We start from the raw sequence: 17,191 nt of genomic DNA on the forward strand, positions 1-17,191 counted from the left end.
CGGATAGGAACACGATCGTGGCTCAAGAGAATGTCCTTCTGAGTGTTGCCGGTGTGAAGGCGACGTATAATCACGCCATCACAGCGCTCGACGGCGTCAGCTTCACCTTGAAGCGGGGCGAAATCCTGGCGCTGCTGGGTGCCAACGGTGCCGGCAAGACGACGGCGCTGAAGGCGGTATCCAATCTCCTGCCTGCCGAACGCGGGCAGATCGTTTCCGGCAGCATCCGGTTCGAGGGCCTCGATGTCACGAGGACGAGCCCGGCCAACCTGGTGCGCGCCGGGCTCGTTCAGGTTCTCGAAGGCCGGCATTGCTTCCGCAGCCTGACGATTGAGGAGAACCTCGTTTCCGGCGGTCTCGGCGCCAGCAGCAGCCGTGCGGAAATCGCCCGGGATATCGAGAAGGTCTACACGCATTTCCCCAGGCTGAAGGAGAAGCGGCAGGCGCTTTCCGGCCTGACATCGGGCGGCGAACAGCAGATGACGGCGATTGCCCGGGCGCTGATGTCGCGGCCGCGCCTGCTCGTGCTCGACGAGCCCTCCATGGGGCTGGCACCGATAATAGTCCAGGACATCTTCCGCACCCTGCGGCGTCTCAACCGTGACGAGGGACTGTCGATCCTGGTCGCGGAGCAGAACTCCGCCGTCGCCCTGAAATATGCTGATCGCGCCACCATCCTTGAAAACGGCGTGGCCGTGCTTTCGGGCGATGCCCGCGACCTTCGCGAGCGCGACGACATCAAGTCCTTCTACCTCGGCAAGAAGGCCGTCGATCCGGCGATCCCGGCGCTTGCCAGCTAACCCTGAAATCCAAGAGGAGAAACGTCGATGACACTGTCCAACGTCAATACCGAGAATGCCGCAAAGGCGGTGCCGCCGGTCCCTCGTCCGGCTGAACCCGCCCACGTCATCAAGACCGATGCCGAAGCAATCGCCGTCGCGAAGGCGCTTGCCGCCGAGTTCGTCAAGGAGTCGGCCCTGAGGGACCGCGACCGGATCTGGCCGGCCAAGGAACTGGACGCCTTTTCGCAAAGCGGGCTGTGGTCGATCAATGTCCCGAAGAAATTCGGCGGTCCGGAAGTGTCCTATGCGACGCTAGCCAAGGTGATAGAGATCATCTCGGCTGCCGATAGCTCCATCGGGCAGGTCGCGCAGAACCATCTGGGAGTGGTGGCCGCGATCCGCACCGTTTCGGACGAAGAGCAGCAGAAGCTGCTGTTCGCCGAAGTGCTCAAGGGCACACGCTTCGGCAACGCCTTCTCGGAATTCGGCTCCAAGCGGGCGGTGGATTTCGAAACGAGATTCGCCGATGCTGGCGATCATGTCATCGTCAACGGCCAGAAGTTCTATTCGTCCGGCGCGCTGCTCGCGCATCTTGTGCCGATCGTCGCCCTCGACGACGAGGGCCGGGCCTGGTATGCGATCGCCGATCGGGGCGCCGAAGGACTTACGGTGATCGACGACTGGTCGTCCTTCGGCCAGCGCACGACCCTTTCGGGGACAGTGCTGCTCAACAAAGTCAAGGTGCCGAAAACGCATCTGGTGCCCGGCTACAAGGGCTATGAGGTTCCGACGGCCGATGGGGCGATCTTCCAGATCATCCAGGTCGCCGTCGATACCGGCATCGCCCAGGCCGCGATCGACGAGACCGTCAGCTTCGTGCGCACCAAGAGCCGCGCATGGGTCGATTCCGGTGTCGACAACGCCTGGGACGATCCCTATACGATCCAGGCGATCGGCGACCTGACCTTGCGGCTGCATGCAGCGCAGGCCCTGCTGGAAAAGGCGGGCTACGCCATCGACCGGGCGGTGCTCGACCCGAACGCTGACACCGTTGCCGAAGCCCAGATCGTCACCGCAGAAGCGAAGATCCTGTCGACGGAAATCGCCATTCTTGCCACCAACAAGCTGTTCGAACTGGCCGGCACGCGCTCGACGCTCGCCGAACACGGCCTCGACCGCCATTGGCGCAATGCCCGCACCCATACGCTGCATGATCCCGTTCGCTGGAAATATGCCATCCTCGGCAAATATTTCCTGAACGGCGAGAATCCGCCGCTGCACGCCTGGAGCTGAGGAGCAAACGGGCCGGCGGCCGTTGCGCCGGCCCTTACCTATCGCATCGTAACGCGACCTTCCCGGTAGAGCCGGCCCACCCGCAACCAACGATCCCCAAAATACCTGTTTCGGGCCCACCTGGCGGCCTGTGCCTCCGCTCTTCGAGATCGGAAATGGTTCTAGCTGTCTTTCCAGTTCGCATTTTCGGGGATCGACCGCTGGGGCACGAGAACCTGGATGATGGACGGACTGTTCAGGTTTTCCTTGGCGCCATTGATGGCTTCCGCCAGTTCGCCATAGGTGTGCACCTTCCAGCCTCGGCAGCCGAAGACCTCGGCCAACTTGCTGTAATTCCATCGATGCAGGATGCATGACTTGTAGAACGGCTTGTTACCATGGAAAACCGATGCATCGGCAAGCCATTGCTCCACGCCATAGATCCCGTTGTCCATCACAAAGATGATCGGGTTGAGATTGAAACGGGTTTGTGTCGCCAGGCATTGAGCGGTCATCTGAAACCCGCCATCGCCCGAAAAGACAATCAGCCTCTGCTTATCTTGCTTGGCCAGAGAAATCCCTGTCGCGGCCGGCCCAATATAACCGATCGCCGAATAGGATGATTGAACGATGAAACCGCGGCGAGCGCTCACGTCAAGAAGCATGCTGCCGAAATAGTTCAGACTCGCGTCTGCACCAACGATAGTATTTCCGTCGATCTGATGCTGAATGAAATCGTAGAAACCCTGATACGTCAGTTCGTCTGCCGGCATCACAGGCGCTTGCTCGGCTGTTTTCGCCGGAAGACTTTGGGCTTTGCATGTCAGCCTTCTATCAATCAAGCCGTTGACGAGATCCACCAGCGAAACCTGTGCGTTGAAGCTCGTGCCATATTTCAACGTATCCCAGGAGGCGAACGCGGTTTTATCGAGATCGATCGGCCAGCCGAGATCATTGATGTCCGTCAACCAGACGCCCAGCGCCAAGACGAAGTCGGCGTCTTTCACCAGGGACTGGACATAGGGTGACGATGATTTGCCATCAAACACCCCTGCGAATTGGGCATCGTCTTCCGACAGGATGGCCTTGCTCAAAAACTCGGTGACGTAGGGGATCTTGAGTTGCTGGATGAGTCGCTCCGCCTGCTGGTGAAGGCCGAACCGGTCGATCTCGACACCGATCCAGATCAGGGGTTTGGTGGCATTTTGCAGTCTTTCGCTGATTTGCGCTAGCGACTGATTTAGACTGACTTCGTCGGATATGACGGCCGCCGCTCGCAATGCATTCGACGGACGCGTGCATTCCAGGTCGACCATATCCTCCAGCAACTCGATATAGACCGGACGTCTTTCCGAGATGCATTGCGTCAGCGCATAGTCTATGAGCATTGGCGCAAGATGAGGGCTATCGATGCGGACTGCAGCGGCCGTTATGTACTCGAACACCTGCCGATCCGTTTCCCGTCCACTGATGAAGTGATGCGAACTGTAGCCGGTCTGTTCGAATGTCAGCGTTTTCTTGATGCTTGGCGCCCCGTTGATCAGAACAACCGGCACTTTCTCGACGTACGATCCGGCGATCGCATTTGTTGTGCAAAGCGCACCTGCGGAATAGGTAACGCACAGTGCAGCAATTCCTTTCAGTCGCCCATAGCCGTCAGCCGCATAGCCGGCATTCAGTTCATTGACCTCTTCTATGACCTGAATACCGCTTTTCTCGACATAGCTGTTCACCCATTCGATCGAATAATCGCCAGCTATGGAAAACAGGTGCCGCAGACCCAACTCATAAAGTCTGTCGACCAGATATTGTCCAACCGTGTATTTCTCGCCCATGGTTCAAAGGTTCCCCCGTTGACGGCAATGAAAATATATTAGAATTCGCTCGCGTTATCGAACAGTCGCGGCATGTATATATCAAATATTGCAGGGCATTTTCGTTCTGGAAATCTTTCGAGCATGAATTGCTTGAAAGCATCGTTTACAAGGCCCTTGCCAACGGCCTCCATGGCAACGGACAAATACTCAATATTCCTAGCAACTTCATTTTTGTCGGCCGGAAATCCGTGGCCTGGAAGGAAAACTTCGTAGTCAGACAGCAGAATATGCTGCAAAATACCAATCCAATGCTCCATATATTTTGTGAGATAAAGATGCGTTCCGCTATATATCAGGTCTTGCGCAATAAAAACGCCGACTTCCGGAAGACCTATAGTCAGAAGAAAATCGATCTCCGTATCGACCACTTCATCAAATACGTATTTGACACCGTCGATGATTTCTTCGCCGGCGCGGACGGTTTGTTCGGGAATTATCAGGTTCTTCGGCGCGAGGTTTCCCATTTTCCAATGGTCTTTCAGGGAATCTTCCCCATGCTGCTTCAGGAACGCGATGGTTTCCGGCAATGCAAAAATCGGAATGTCGCTAAATGCCGCTCCCAAGCCGAACCAATGGTCGGGATGCCTGTGAGACAGGTAAATCCGTTCGATCTGCTTGCCGATGCCGGCGGCATATTCCCTGAACTGCAGCGCGTAGGGAACGAGGAATTGGCCATCGACAAGAACGAGCTTGTTCCTGCTTTCGATTATGTGTGTTGCATTGGCGATATTGTCGTCGGTGAACGACGAAATGAAAGTATGGATACGGACATCGCCTGCTCGCCTGACGATTTTAATGGGATCCGGCAATTGCGCCACCATAGGTATCTCCCTGGTTCAAGGTCTTTTCCTGAAGTCTGACGTTCAATCGGGCAGGGCGGCCAGGCAGGATTGCCTCCATGCGGGCCCGGTGCTGGATGGAGGTGCCCTTTCGGGGATTGCCACCTCGCAGATGAGGGCTCTCCGGCGCCCTCGGGTTGTTCCGACATGCGCGGCTGAGCGCCGTCACGAACGAGGTCGGCGACCGTGGGACGCAATCTTCTCGGTCAACGTCCTCAGGGCGGCACGCGCAACGTCGTAGGCACTGTCGACGCCCGCCGCGGGCTCATCCTCGCCGGGCCGCCAGAAGCGTCTGCGCGTCATTCTCATCGAGCTCTCGAAGGGGGGAATCGCGTTGAAGACTTCGACGAGATAGGGGCCGAAATAGACCGGCTCGATTTCGCCCAGCATAATCTCCCAGGGAATCCAGCTGTCTTCGACAGCACCCCGGTCCGGTGCGGAGATATGAACGTAATTCAGCCGGCTCTGCCGTGCGGCACGGGCGACATTTTTCTTGAAGACTGCCGGGCCTTGGCTTTCCATCACCACCTGGGCCGTATCGATCGTAACGCCACAGACGGGAATGTCTGCGTCTTCGAGGAAATCCAGCGCTTGCGAGACCATGGTCGGCGCCGGCGTTTCCCAGTTCTTGACGGGCTCGATGGCGAGCTTCACTTTCTTCTCGGAACTGTATTGCGCCAGCTCCTGGAAGATGGAGCGCGCCGCTGCGAATCGTGGCTTTATCCAATCCTGAAGCGCGTCGCTCCAGATCTGTTCACCGTCATCGGTCAACGGAAAGATACCATAGGGATAGAGGAACGGCCCCGACATGATCGTATCCTCCCCACCCAGTACCGAGGTGATATCGACCCGCGATTTGAGGTAGGACAGAGCCTGCCTGCGCTGTTCCTCGTAGGGCGAGGTCGGATCGAAGGTTCGCGTGGTCCCCACATTGGTTGTGAACTTCACATCCCGGAAGCCGGCCTGATCGAACGCCTTCTTGAGGCGGACATAGCTCTCGACCTCGGCCTGATGGCCGACATTGGGAGGCCCTGGGGCAATATGCACATCGAAGCCAGCATAGCCGATGTCCGCAAGGGCCTTCAGATGCCGAATGAGAATCTGGGTGTAGCCGGAGTCATTCGGCCGCAAATCCGCTGTAAACATAAAGAAGCTGAAATATATATCTCGCTTGAATGCGTCTTCCATCTTCATCGCTCCAGATATCCATTTGGAATAAAAAGATATTGTATTGTGATATCGACTCTGTTCGTCCTTTCGGCATCTTTCCGGATTGCCCTGAGATCAGGATGATTCTTGGCGGACATCGAGCGAGACCTCCCGCGTCTCGACCGCCATCGGGCTGAAATAAACGCCGCGCCCGGGCTACCATCCGAGAAGCTCGCGCAGATATTCGCGGCCCATTTTCGCATATTGCAGCGGATTGGCCTGGGCAGGGTCCTGCTCAGCTTCGACGCAGATCCAACCGGCGAAATCCGCCGCGGCCAAGGCATCGAGGATTTCCGGAAAAGACCGGATGGAGCCATCACCCGGGACGGTAAAGATCCCCGCCTCGATACCTTGCTGGAAGGACAAGCCCTTGTCGTGAATATCCGCAACCACCTTGGCGCGAATGTCTTTCAGGTGAACATGCTTGATGCGGTGGGCGTACTTTCTCGCCAGCGCCAGCGGATCGACACCGGCAGCCGCCTGGTGTGCTGTATCGAGAAGCATGTTGACCTGGCGAGGATCCGTCTCGTCCATCAGCCGGTGGATCGCTTCCGTCTTCATCACCCCAGTTCCCAGATGCGGGTGATAGCAGAGCCGCCTTTTACGGGCCCTGGCCTTCTCTCCCGCCTCATGCAAGCCTTCGATCAGATATTTCCACTCGTCCTCGGAGAAGTTGGGGCAATTCGGGAACAGGGCGACCGGAAGCGGATTGACCGCCCGACCGAACTCGGAGACGACCAGATCGGCCCTGCGCGGGTCGTCGCTGCCACCTTCCATGGCTTCGAGGAAGTCGAGCTGAGCATCGACATTGTCCAATGTATGACGCTTCATCGCCTTGATGGTGAAGTAAGTGCTCACCCAAGGCTCGGAAATCCGCAATCCCCGGAGTTCGAGGGCGGATCGCAATATTTTCGGATCCGTCGGGTATTTATGGCCGACGCCACAGCCGACATAGCCGGCGAGCGCCATTTCACTCAGGGCCTGCTCGTAGGGGATGCCGATATCGATGTTGATGAAATCATCATTCCACCAGAGCGTGGGGATGACCCCCAGCCAGACCTTGGCGGGCGTCAGTCGATGCAGCTGTGTCGTCATGGCTATGCTCCAGTTCTTTGAAACAAACGGAAGTGGCATCAGGCTTTGGAATCGAGCTCCGGAAGAGCCGGAATTTTCGGCGGAAACGCCCACGAGCCGAAACCCGGCGCCTTAGCGCCTGCGGGGTGGGCTCCGATCGCCTTCCAGAGCAAACCCTCGACATAAGCATCGGGAGAAACGACAAAGGTGGTATCCGCGGGCCTCGAGCCGAAGCGTTCCATCCAGGCTAAGGGCAGCTCGAACCAAGTGCCGGAATACCAGAGCTTGATCAGCGCGCGGGCCACGTCTCCCAGCAATTCGTTGCCCAGGATAGTCGTGCGCACCGCCTTGATACGGGCCTCGCCTTCCGCAGGCGGCAGGGCGACGAAGGCCGCCAGCAGCGTGTCGGTGATCTCGACGCCGACCACCTTGTCGAGCGTGGCGAGATAGCGTTCCGCCAAGCCCGTTCCCAGAAGGTCGAAGCGGGAGAAGGCTGTCAATTCGACGGAAAGGCCCAGAAATGCCTCGAAACGGTTGCTCATGCGATCACCTCCGACTGCCGCGTGGGGGCTGCCTGTTTGGTACTGCCGGGGATCTCATAGGTGGGGCTGCCGTTCATACCAGGATGGTTCGGCAGGGGATTGCGGATGAGTTCGAGGATCGTGTTGCGGAATTCGAACATGGTCGGAACTGCTTCCAGCAGCAGGCTCGGCTGGCCGTTATAGGCACGCGTCAAAAGCTGCAGAAATTCGCCGTAACGCGCGTTGAAGGCGGCCGCCGCCTCACGCAGTTCCGAGCCTTCGGGTATTTCCGCCACTTTCAGGTTCGCTTTGATGGGATAGGCGCCTTCCCAGTCGACCTGCACCTGCGGACCTGTGGGATGGCCGGGCTGGTCGCCCTTCTGGTAATAGCGGCCTTTGACCAGTTCCTCAAAACGATAGTAATGCGCCAGTTCGTGCTCGTCATTGTCGTAGATGCCGCCGCCGTCGCCTTCGCCTTGTTCGATGATGAGCGCGATGGCTTCCAGGGCGCTTTTCCGATCGGTCACGGGAAACAGGGTGCCGCCGCCGGAATAATAGAATTCGGGGGTGATCTGGCGCGACCCGTCGCCGGTAAAAATGGTTGTTCCCTGCCGATGCGCTTCGGCTTCCAGGTATTCGATGCCTTCCGCGATGGCCGAGTAGAACTCGCCGATACTGTAGAAATGGAGGTCTTCGTACCTTGGGTGGCTGCCAAGCGCGGTGGTGTTCGCAGAGGTCTTGCGCTGTATCAGGCCCTTGCCAGCGAGTTGTTTGGGACGTTGGGCCGGCCGCTCGATCTTCAGAAAGGTTGCCAGCGCCTCGCGGCTGAAAGCCTGGATGCCGACCTCGAAATCGGTCTCACCGTCCGGCAGGGAGGCGGGATAGCTGGCTGCGAAGTCCGGCCTGGCAAGATCCGGCGTGCCGCCGATGGCATTAAGAATATTGGCCGCGATGGTCAGATGCAGCATCTCTTCCACGACAATCACGCGCAAAACCTGGGTTGCGTCCTGGTTGACGCCGGGCTTGATCGAATAGAGCGCCGTCAAATACGGCGGAATCGTCGCATGTTCGAGCTGCATCGCCCGGTGGAGAAACTCTTTCAGCTCATCGAGCGTCCTAATGCTGTAAGAAGACATGCTCAGGCTCCATGGAACATAGGTTGCGTGCACAGGCCGGCTTCGCGTGGCTTGCGTCGATCCATCGGTTCGTTCCACGCACCTGGTGTCGGTCTTGGTTCAATGCAGATATTTCAGAATGTCGCGGCTGCTTCGGAAACACATTGCGGCCAGCGTCAAGGTGACATTGGCCGTGCCGATCGTCGGCATGCTGCCGCCGCCTACGAGGTATAGGTTTTCGTGGTCCCAGCTGCGCTGGTTCTTGTCCACCACGGAATTGGTCCTGGTCGTTCCCATGATATGAGTGCCGGCCAGATGATTGCCGCCGCGAATGGCATAGCCTTGCCCCTCATAGGCCACATAGCCGAAATCGCTGGGGTCGTAATGGGTATGATCCTGCGCGCCCAGACGCGCAAAGACGGTGCGCGCAAACCGGCGGCCATAGGCGGCACCCTTCATGGTATATTCCGGAACCGTGAAGGACAGGATCGGCCGCATATTGCCGAGCGCATCGGTATATTGCGGATCCACCGTGATGCGATTGCTTTCGTCGGGCATGACCTCAAGCATGAATGCCAGCAGCAACTGCCGCGAAACCCGGTCGACCATGCCGCGCCGAAGATCCGCCCCGTGCAGGTTTCGATCATCCACCAGTTCAAGAAGGTCGGAGGTTGGCGCGCCCGTGGCCCAGCCCCAGCCATCATTGTGGATATCGATGGCGAAGGCGGCCTGCCTTTCCCGGAAAGGGCCATCCCGCAGATCGACGATACCGCCCGTCGAACTGGTTCCGCGCATCGTGCCGCAGATTTGCGGCATCAGCGCCCAGTTCAGCAGATAGGCGTGGTCCATCAGATTGCGGCCGACAAGGCCGCTGGTACTGCGCAGGCCGGAGGCCAGCATGAGACGCGCCGTTTCGATGGCGCCAGCCGCAAACACGAAGACCTTGCCCTTCACGGTGATGGTCTCGTGAGCAGCGGAGGCCGGGTCCTTGTAAACCTTCACCTCCAGAGAGCGGACTTTGCCGTTATCCGGATCGATGTCGACCTTCGATGCGACCGCCTGCGCGAGCAATTCGACAAGCCGCTCGCCTGCTTTCGCGTTTTTCGCGAACGCCTTCGCCAGCGTTTTGCCGGAATGGTAGCGGGCCTGCACGGGACAGAGCGGCACGCAGTTGGTATTGCCCTGGCAGCGACCGCCCTCTTCGACCTGATGCGTATCGACCGCGCCGATTGGACGGTAACCCTTCCCGCCATCATAGGCCGGGTTCGGTATGCTGTTGCGCCCCTGCGGATAGGGTCTGACCTTCAGGGGATAGGTCTTGCCGCAAAGTTCGACACTGGTGCCTTCGATGCCCTTGTTGACCTGCTGGTCCAGATAGGACAGCGGCAGGCCACGCATCGGAAACACATAGTCGCCGGGGAAGGTCTGCCCCAGATATTGCTGGTCTTCGACATTCGCCGATACGCCGATTTCCCGCTCGGCCAGGCGGTAATCATCCTCGATTTCCTCAAAGCTCAGCGGCCAGTCCAGCCCTTGGCCGAAAATGCTGCGCGTTTTAAAATCCGAGCGGAGCATGCGGGGCGTTTTCGCTTCCCAGTGCATCGTCGTTCCGCCGAAAATGCGGGTATAGGTCGTGTCGCTGACATAAGGGCCGGATTGAACAATATAGGTCGAGCTGTCGGTTTCCCCCGCCTGCAGCTTGCGAAGCTTCGGGCTGCGGGGCATGGCCGCGTTCGCGTTCACCGGAAATGGCGACTGGTTATCCTTGGAGACTGCCGAATAGAAGGTCGTCAGCAGATCGTCATAGCCGGCCAGAGTGATATTGGCACCGGTTCCGGCCTCAAGCATAAGGACACGCTTGCCGGCTTCCGCAGCCTGCTTGGCAATGATTGCTCCGGAAATGCCGCTGCCGACGATCACGACGTCGTATTCGCCAGAGCCTGCGACGGTCTTGGCGTCGGCTTTCAGCGTCGATTCGAGGGGAAAAAGCACGTGGATCCTCCATCATTCCGGGAAAGCCGCATCAGGCCTTTGCTGCCGCTCCAGAGCATTTCCGTGTCTCCTCCACGATCTATCGCCTTGTTTTTATGCTGTTCATGGTGGAAAGCCGTTTCGCATTGCCTGTCATTGCTCTGGCTCAACCGTGATTTCACGCGAGAAGCCCGAGATCGTCACGGGCCGCGGGAGTTCCCGGGCTTGGAACTGGCGGCCGGGACGGCATGAGAACGCGCTCTGACTGCCGAGAGAAAGGCGGCGTAGCTCCAGGTCAGGTTCCTGACGCTCTTCTCATAGCCCGTGGTTCCATCGAACTGTTCACTCAGTTCGTAGTGATCGCTGTGATAGACGATGGCGCGCAGCATGCTGTCAGACGAAGCCCGCAAGGCAGCTGTCGCGTCGGCGGCGCTGCTGGATGCGCCAAGCCCCAGTTCCGCGAAGAAGGGTTCGGAGAACTGATCGAGAGGGATGGCGCCGCTGGCCTCGATGGCATTGGCGAGCCGATATTGAAACTCTGCGAAGTTGGCGGTGCACAGAGCCCAGGGATGCCCGCCGAGCACCGGAGCCGCAACATCGCCATCGTAATGGTCGCCTGGATAGCGCCCCAAGAGGGGGCCGAGCCCTTTGGACGCGTCGGCGCCATTGATCGGGAAGTAGCTCGAGGACGAAGGATCGGCCCACTGGCGCCGCAGGATGGCCGCCGTCGCCAGAAGCTTGGTATCGGTCGGCTCGATCCCGCCATAGCAGACCGAAGAAACGATATCGATGTTCGCGTCGTAGCCGGCTTGCACTGCGGCATCCAGAACGCTCACATAGAGCTGGCCATTCCAGTGGGTGGCGAGCTCGCGTTCCAGCCAGGAGATGGCATCGGCCACCCCGGCCGGCACCGCAATACCGATCACGTTTCGGGAAATTTCCCGGAAAAAGCGCAGCTGTACGGCCCTTGCGAAAAAGGAATAGCCCTCATATTCCTCCCAGAGATTCGTGGTCCTGTCCTGGTAAACCTCGAGAAGATAGGAGAAGTTGGTCTCGACCAATTGCCTGGCGATAGTCTGCGTGGCGCCGTCCAGTTTATCGAACAAGGTCAGGATCGCAAGCGACTGAATGGCCGGCCCGTCATTCTGTTCAGACCACGGACGAACCTCGCCGCTGACGGTGAAGCAGGCATGGCCAAGTGTGACGGTCGCGGAATTTCTCGCATTTGCCTGGCAGAGCGCAGCGAAGTTCACATAGTCGATGAGGCTCGGCACGCCCCCGCCCGGAACGGGCGGCAAGTCGGCCAGCGCGATTTCGATGGCCGTGATAGCTCCATCCCGGACCCAGTTGAAAACATAGTCCTGATCGATACCTGGCGTGTTCACTGGATAGGAGGGGGCGGCGATAACGCAGCCGGGGACCGAAAAGACGCCGGGCGATGCCGGGTCCTCGATGACATAGCCATCGCTTGTGATGTTGCGCATCATCAGAAGCGAAAAATAGCGCGACAATGCAACCAGGTCGGTCTGCGCAAACGCAGGCGCCGGTTTGACTGCAGGCGTAAAGGCGCCGATAGCCGGGCCTCTATGGGCCGGGTCGGCAACGTTCATCGGCTGGCTTAGAAACGCGACTGTCATTGGCTCACTCCAAAATCGGCTGGGCCTTGCCGGCGACCAGATGGAAAAACAGTGCTGCCGAATGGGCGGCGATGCGCCTTGTGATGCTTTCCAGGAGCGTATCTATAGCGTTGCGTCAGATGGCTATCCGGTAGATGAAACCGGCGACATCGGTCGCGACCATTTCCGTCGAGACGATACCGGGGTTCATCGAGGAGACAGCGGGCAGCCTCCCTACGGCTGACGACCCCCCACAAAACCCTCGGGCAATGGTGAAGTTCGGCACAGATCGGGTGACGGTGCGGGATGACCCCGCCTTTCGTTATTTCCGTGGCATCCTGGAACCAGACCCCGATATCTCCTGCGCAATCGGAGCGGTTATCACTGCAATGCTGCGCACAACGTCACCGCCAGGACGTAATTGTCTAAGCAAGACCACCGCGTGCACATGCCGCGACGTTATTTTCGCGGCAGAAGGTCGGAAAATTCAGTATAATTTTAATGGTATAGTCTCGGTGGCTTATACGATAAGAATCGCCCTGTATATTACAGTTAATGCTCGATCATTAAATCAGGATGATGTGCCACATGTGCTTGAATGCGAAGTCTTCACTCACGAATTTTAGCTAATAGTAATTTACGTGCGAGACGTTATTATTATATTGAAGACGATTTATACGAACATATGTTTATCTCGATTTCGTCTGTTCTGCAATGGCAAATTGCAACCTAAAGAAAAATAACAAGCGTCAACCGCAGGTCACACTCTCAAATCCGGGGATAGCCGTGGTACCCGCTCGGCGCGGTATCCTCCAACGCCTTCAAACTGCTTGCACTCGCCGTCTCTCAGGCCTTGCCGTAGCGAACCGCCAGTACCGAGAGTGCAGCGATGACCATGACGACGCCGTAGGGGACTTTGCGCGTGGCGCGGATTTCCTCGATGCGCATGAAGAGGCTCAGATGCGCCAGCTGCAACGGCATCGGCAATCGTAGAGCCAGCAAGGCAAGGATGCCGCCGATCAGCAGAAAGACGGCGAAGGGCAGCATGCCGTGCCAGCCGATGAAGAGGCCGATCGGCAGAAAAAGCTTGGCATCGCCGGCGCCGAAAAGGCCCAGGCTCCAGAGAACCACGCCAAGGACGAACAGCAGGAGGCCGGCCGCGGCATCGCCGCCGAAACCGGCGGAGGAGAAGAGCGCAGCGCCGGGATCACCGGCCGTCAGCAATTCCGCAAGGGCCCGCAGGCAATAGAGCGCGAGGAGGGCGAGGATGGCGCCATTCGGTATCTTCCAGCTGCGGAAATCGCTCCAGGCAGCATGGAGGAAAAGTAATACTGAGAGCGCAGTAATAATGTGGATTATTTGCGTCATGTTCCCCTCGATCGCTTAAAATCCTGTATTTTTTACAAAATCAAAAATATGGCAGACGGCGACTACGTCATTGGGGGTAGATGACGGTCAATCAATACTACCATACCTCCCGTTTGTACAGCATATGATCTAGCGATTGACGCCGCTCCTATCCTAACGGATTTTAACCATGAAATACAGATGCCAAAAATGACCATGGTTTAGCAGTTGACGAAATAATAATTAAGGGAATATTAATAATAACAGTCGGAGGGGCGGTCTCGACGACGTGGCGGGCCAGGGGCACATTACAGGCGCGCCAAAATACTTTGGAGGTAATTCTCGATGAAAGCACTTTTGTCTGCAGTACGCGCTTTCGCGCGGGAAGAAGATGGCGTTGCACTGTCAGAATATCTTGTTCTTCTCGGCCTGCTCGTCGGTGGCGTTATTGCTGCTGTTACGACGGCCGGTGGCAATCTTGCAACGGCATGGAATGGTTGGGGGGGATTTTTCCTGACCTTGGACGACGCAGCTGTCGCAGCGCCGTAAGGAAAGAAATTAGCGAGGAGAGGGGTTTATTAACCCCTCTCCTCTAAATTATATTTAAGAAACGGACGTATTGTGTCCAGTGTTGCGAGTACCGGCCATGCGTTTCTCAACGATCCTTAGTCTAGTCGTTTCTATTATTCTTGCTGGCACTGCGGTTTTTGCGATGCGCAGCTATCTTTCCGACCAGCAGGCGCGGCTTGCGGCGGCTAATGCCAACCAACCTGCGGAGAAAATTCTCGTTGTCGCGGCCAAGGAGATGCGCTTCGGCGACGTGGTGCGGCCCGAAAGCCTGAGGGCCATTCCCTGGCCCGCCGGGGAGCGGCCGGACGGCTCGTTCGACAGCATCGAGGCGGTGGTCGGTGAACCCGACAAGCCACGCTACGCCATGGCGGCGATCGATCCCGGCGAGCCGGTGCTCGCCTCGAAGATCACCGGCGCCGGCGAGCGGGCGACATTGTCGGCGGCGCTCGACCAGGGCATGAAGGCCGTGTCGATCCGCGTCAATGACGTGCTCGGCGTTGCGGGCTTCGTGCGTCCCTCGGACCGTGTCGATGTGCTTCTGACCCGTGTCGTCCAGAACCGGCAGAGCGGCAACGAGCAGACCTATGTCGATGTGCTTCTGCAGGGCGTGAAGGTGCTGGCGGTGGACCAGACTGCCGATGAGCGCAAGGACGAGCCCTCCGTCGTCAAGACGGTGACCTTCGAAGTCACGACGCAAGAGGCGCAGCGCCTGACGCTGGGTGCCAATATCGGCACGCTGTCGCTCGCCCTGCGCAATGTCGCGTCTGCGTCGGCGGAAGAGACGCGGCCGATTACCGTTGCGGACCTCGGCGGCGGGCCGATGGCGACCGAACTGAGCAACGATATTGCCAAGAAGACGGACGACGGGCGATTCGACATCCTGGAGCGGCTTGTGCGCAAGGTTGGGGACGACCTTGGCAAGATAAAGATGCCCGAGCGTGAAAAACAAGTAAAGATTGTTGAACGCAAAGTCGAACCGGTCTTGCCGATTGAGCCAAAGTGGGCGACGGTAGGCGTCTGGAACACGACGAAGCGCGAGGAGCACCGAGTCGGCCTGATCCAGTGACTTTGAAATGCGGCATGCCCGCATGCGCAGCAGCCAAGCGAGAGAGGGGCTTAAGCGGAATGACGAGGGGAAGCATCAAGGGGAAGGCGCGAGCGGGGACGCTCGCGGCGACGACCGCAGCAATTCTGGTGTGTGCCGGCTGGGGACTCGGCCTCGTCGGCCGGGCCGATGCCCAGGAGAAATTCATCAGCCTTGCCGGCTCCGTGCAGCAGGTGACGATACCTCCGAACGACACGATGACGATCACCACAGGCAAACCCTTTGGCGATCTGGTGATCGGCAGCGCCGAATTGATCGATGTGGTGCCGCTTTCTGACAAGTCGCTGTTCATTCGCGGCAAGAAGAACGGCGCCACGAACATCTCGGTCTATGGCGACGACAAGTCGCTTCTCGGCGTCATCGATATCCGCGTGGCCAGCGACTTCACCGAGGTCGCTTCCGCCATTCGCTCCACCGCACCGTCTTCGCAGGTCAGGGTCTTCAATTCCAATGACCGCATTCGCCTGACAGGCATGGTGCGCGACGCGGTCGAGCTGCAGCGCGTCATGGAAATCGCGCAGTCCTATTCCGAATTGCCGGTCCTCAACCAGCTTCGCGTCGCTGATTCGCAGCAGGTGATGCTCGAGGTGCGGGTGATCGAGGCCCAGAGATCGACCGGCCGCGACCTCGGCATCGGCTGGTCCGGACAGGGCAGAAACGGTATCGGCAAGGCAACGACGAGCCAGGGTATCGGGGTCAATGACGACGACCAGCTCGTCCGCACCCTGGAAGACGCGTCGGGCGTCGCGACGGGCTTGCAGCCTTTCGGCCAGCTGATTGCCAAGGTGCTGGAAATTTCCGGCGGCCAGATCGACATCGTCATCAATGCGCTCGAGCAGAAGGGGCTGGTGCGCCGGCTGGCGCAGCCGAACCTGATCGCCATGAGCGGCGAGACCGCGAGCTTCCACGCCGGTGGCGAAGTGCCGATCCAGACGACGGTGGCCAACGGCGCAACGGTCGCAACCGAGACCGACTATCGGCCATACGGCGTCCGGCTCACCTTCACGCCGGTGGTACTCGACGGCGGGCTGATCAACCTGAAGATCGAACCGGAAGTCTCCGAACTTGATACTTCGGTCAGCGTCAACGGCAACCCCGGCTTCATTTCGCGTGCGGCGAAAACCACGGTTGCGCTGCGCGACGGCCAGAGCTTCGCCATGGCGGGCCTGCTACAGTCGGTCAATTCCAAGGACATCCAGCAATTGCCGGGGCTGGGAAAGCTTCCCGTCATCGGCGCGCTGTTCCGCTCGACCAGCTTTGCGAAAAACGAGTCCGATCTGGTCATCGTCGTCACGCCGCATATCGTGCGGCCGTCGGCGCCTGGCGAGGATCTCTACAGCCCGCTCGACCAGACGCGTTCGTCGAACGATGTCGAACTCTTCGCGCTTGGCATGCTGGAAGTCGACAAGGATATGCTGCGGCGCTTCCGCAATGGCGAAGGCGTGAAAGGACCCTATGGTCACCGTCTCGATCTCGACGTGGGAGGCACCCTTGCTGTTGCCAAGAAATAAGCGAGTCCTCCTGGTGCTGGCTGCGGCAAGCCTTGTCTCGGGCTGCGCCGATTACCTGAACCACCGTGATACGATCACGTTCGGATTGGGCAATGCAGTGGAGGCCAACAAGGGCATCCACATACAGGATCCTTTCCCGCAGGTGGCCGAGAACACCCGCATCACCACCGACGGCAAGACCATCCAGAAGGTGATGCGCAACTACAACGGCACCAGCCAGCCGGCCGCGACGCCGCAAGCGGCGGTGATCCTGCCGGCGGCAACAACGGGAACGAACGGATCGCCGCTGTACGGGCAGTAACGCGGAGCCGGCGACGAGCGGGAATTGACAGGCGGAATGAAGAAGCAGCGGCGGAAAGGAATGCAGTAAACGCAACACGTC

Annotated in this window: 15 protein-coding genes; 6 read left to right on the forward strand and 9 right to left on the reverse strand. The window is 58.8% G+C overall.

What is annotated here, in order from left to right; translation table 11 throughout:
• Nucleotides 1-17: 17 nt before the first annotated feature.
• Together JNB71_RS16985 and JNB71_RS16990 are read left to right on the forward strand one after the other, a co-directional pair.
• Nucleotides 18-800, forward strand: a complete 783-nt coding sequence (locus JNB71_RS16985; RefSeq protein WP_220373003.1) for an ABC transporter ATP-binding protein — start codon at nt 18-20, stop codon at nt 798-800.
• 27 nt (nt 801-827) lie between these two features.
• On the forward strand, nt 828-2,075 hold the full coding sequence (locus JNB71_RS16990) for an SfnB family sulfur acquisition oxidoreductase (RefSeq protein WP_220373004.1): 1,248 nt from the start codon (nt 828-830) through the stop codon (nt 2,073-2,075).
• 161 nt (nt 2,076-2,236) lie between these two features.
• Here the strand turns inward: JNB71_RS16990 and JNB71_RS16995 are convergent, their stop codons facing one another.
• The 9 genes from JNB71_RS16995 to JNB71_RS17035 form a co-directional block, all read right to left on the reverse strand.
• Nucleotides 2,237-3,889 carry an alpha-keto acid decarboxylase family protein gene (locus tag JNB71_RS16995; RefSeq protein WP_220373005.1) on the reverse strand — a complete coding sequence of 551 codons (1,653 nt, stop codon included), beginning with the start codon at nt 3,887-3,889 and terminating at the stop codon, nt 2,237-2,239.
• Between the two features lie 38 nt (nt 3,890-3,927).
• Nucleotides 3,928-4,752, reverse strand: coding sequence for an MBL fold metallo-hydrolase (locus tag JNB71_RS17000; RefSeq protein ID WP_220373006.1), 825 nt, complete (start codon nt 4,750-4,752; stop codon nt 3,928-3,930).
• A gap of 183 nt (nt 4,753-4,935) precedes the next feature.
• The gene (locus JNB71_RS17005) at nt 4,936-5,964 is read right to left on the reverse strand and encodes a sugar phosphate isomerase/epimerase family protein (protein ID WP_220373007.1); all 1,029 of its coding nucleotides are present in this window, start codon (nt 5,962-5,964) and stop codon (nt 4,936-4,938) included.
• 171 nt (nt 5,965-6,135) lie between these two features.
• Nucleotides 6,136-7,074: a myo-inosose-2 dehydratase gene (gene iolE / locus JNB71_RS17010; protein ID WP_220373008.1), complete on the reverse strand. Its 939-nt coding sequence runs from the start codon at nt 7,072-7,074 to the stop codon at nt 6,136-6,138.
• A gap of 38 nt (nt 7,075-7,112) precedes the next feature.
• Nucleotides 7,113-7,595, reverse strand: a complete 483-nt coding sequence (locus JNB71_RS17015) for a hypothetical protein (protein ID WP_220373009.1) — start codon at nt 7,593-7,595, stop codon at nt 7,113-7,115.
• Nucleotides 7,592-8,710 (reverse strand): ferritin-like domain-containing protein, encoded by a 1,119-nt coding sequence (locus JNB71_RS17020; RefSeq protein WP_220373010.1) that lies wholly within the window; start codon nt 8,708-8,710, stop codon nt 7,592-7,594. Before JNB71_RS17020 ends, JNB71_RS17015 begins: the two co-directional genes overlap by 4 nt.
• Nucleotides 8,711-8,809: 99 nt before the next feature.
• A complete protein-coding gene (locus JNB71_RS17025) occupies nt 8,810-10,681 on the reverse strand; it encodes a GMC oxidoreductase (protein ID WP_220373011.1) in 1,872 nt (623 codons plus the stop codon).
• A 179-nt stretch (nt 10,682-10,860) separates the two neighbouring features.
• Entirely contained in the window at nt 10,861-12,297 is a 1,437-nt protein-coding gene (locus tag JNB71_RS17030; RefSeq protein ID WP_220373012.1) for a glycoside hydrolase family 15 protein, read from the reverse strand.
• A gap of 825 nt (nt 12,298-13,122) precedes the next feature.
• Entirely contained in the window at nt 13,123-13,644 is a 522-nt protein-coding gene (locus JNB71_RS17035) for a prepilin peptidase (protein WP_220373013.1), read from the reverse strand.
• Between the two features lie 324 nt (nt 13,645-13,968).
• On the opposite strand from JNB71_RS17035, the gene JNB71_RS17040 reads away from it, so the two are divergent.
• From JNB71_RS17040 to JNB71_RS17055, 4 genes are all read left to right on the forward strand, one after another.
• On the forward strand, nt 13,969-14,172 hold the full coding sequence (locus tag JNB71_RS17040) for a hypothetical protein (protein WP_220373014.1): 204 nt from the start codon (nt 13,969-13,971) through the stop codon (nt 14,170-14,172).
• 97 nt (nt 14,173-14,269) lie between these two features.
• Nucleotides 14,270-15,259, forward strand: a complete 990-nt coding sequence (gene cpaB / locus JNB71_RS17045) for a Flp pilus assembly protein CpaB (protein WP_220373015.1) — start codon at nt 14,270-14,272, stop codon at nt 15,257-15,259.
• Nucleotides 15,260-15,318: 59 nt separating this feature from the next.
• Nucleotides 15,319-16,809 carry a type II and III secretion system protein family protein gene (locus tag JNB71_RS17050; RefSeq protein ID WP_220373016.1) on the forward strand — a complete coding sequence of 497 codons (1,491 nt, stop codon included), beginning with the start codon at nt 15,319-15,321 and terminating at the stop codon, nt 16,807-16,809.
• Nucleotides 16,793-17,110 (forward strand): pilus assembly protein, encoded by a 318-nt coding sequence (locus JNB71_RS17055; RefSeq protein WP_431029321.1) that lies wholly within the window; start codon nt 16,793-16,795, stop codon nt 17,108-17,110. The genes JNB71_RS17050 and JNB71_RS17055 overlap by 17 nt, the downstream gene beginning before the upstream one ends.
• The last annotated feature ends 81 nt before the right edge of the window (nt 17,111-17,191 follow it).

This window comes from Rhizobium herbae, assembly GCF_019511375.1.
Classification (GTDB): Bacteria; Pseudomonadota; Alphaproteobacteria; order Rhizobiales; family Rhizobiaceae; genus Pararhizobium; species Pararhizobium herbae_A.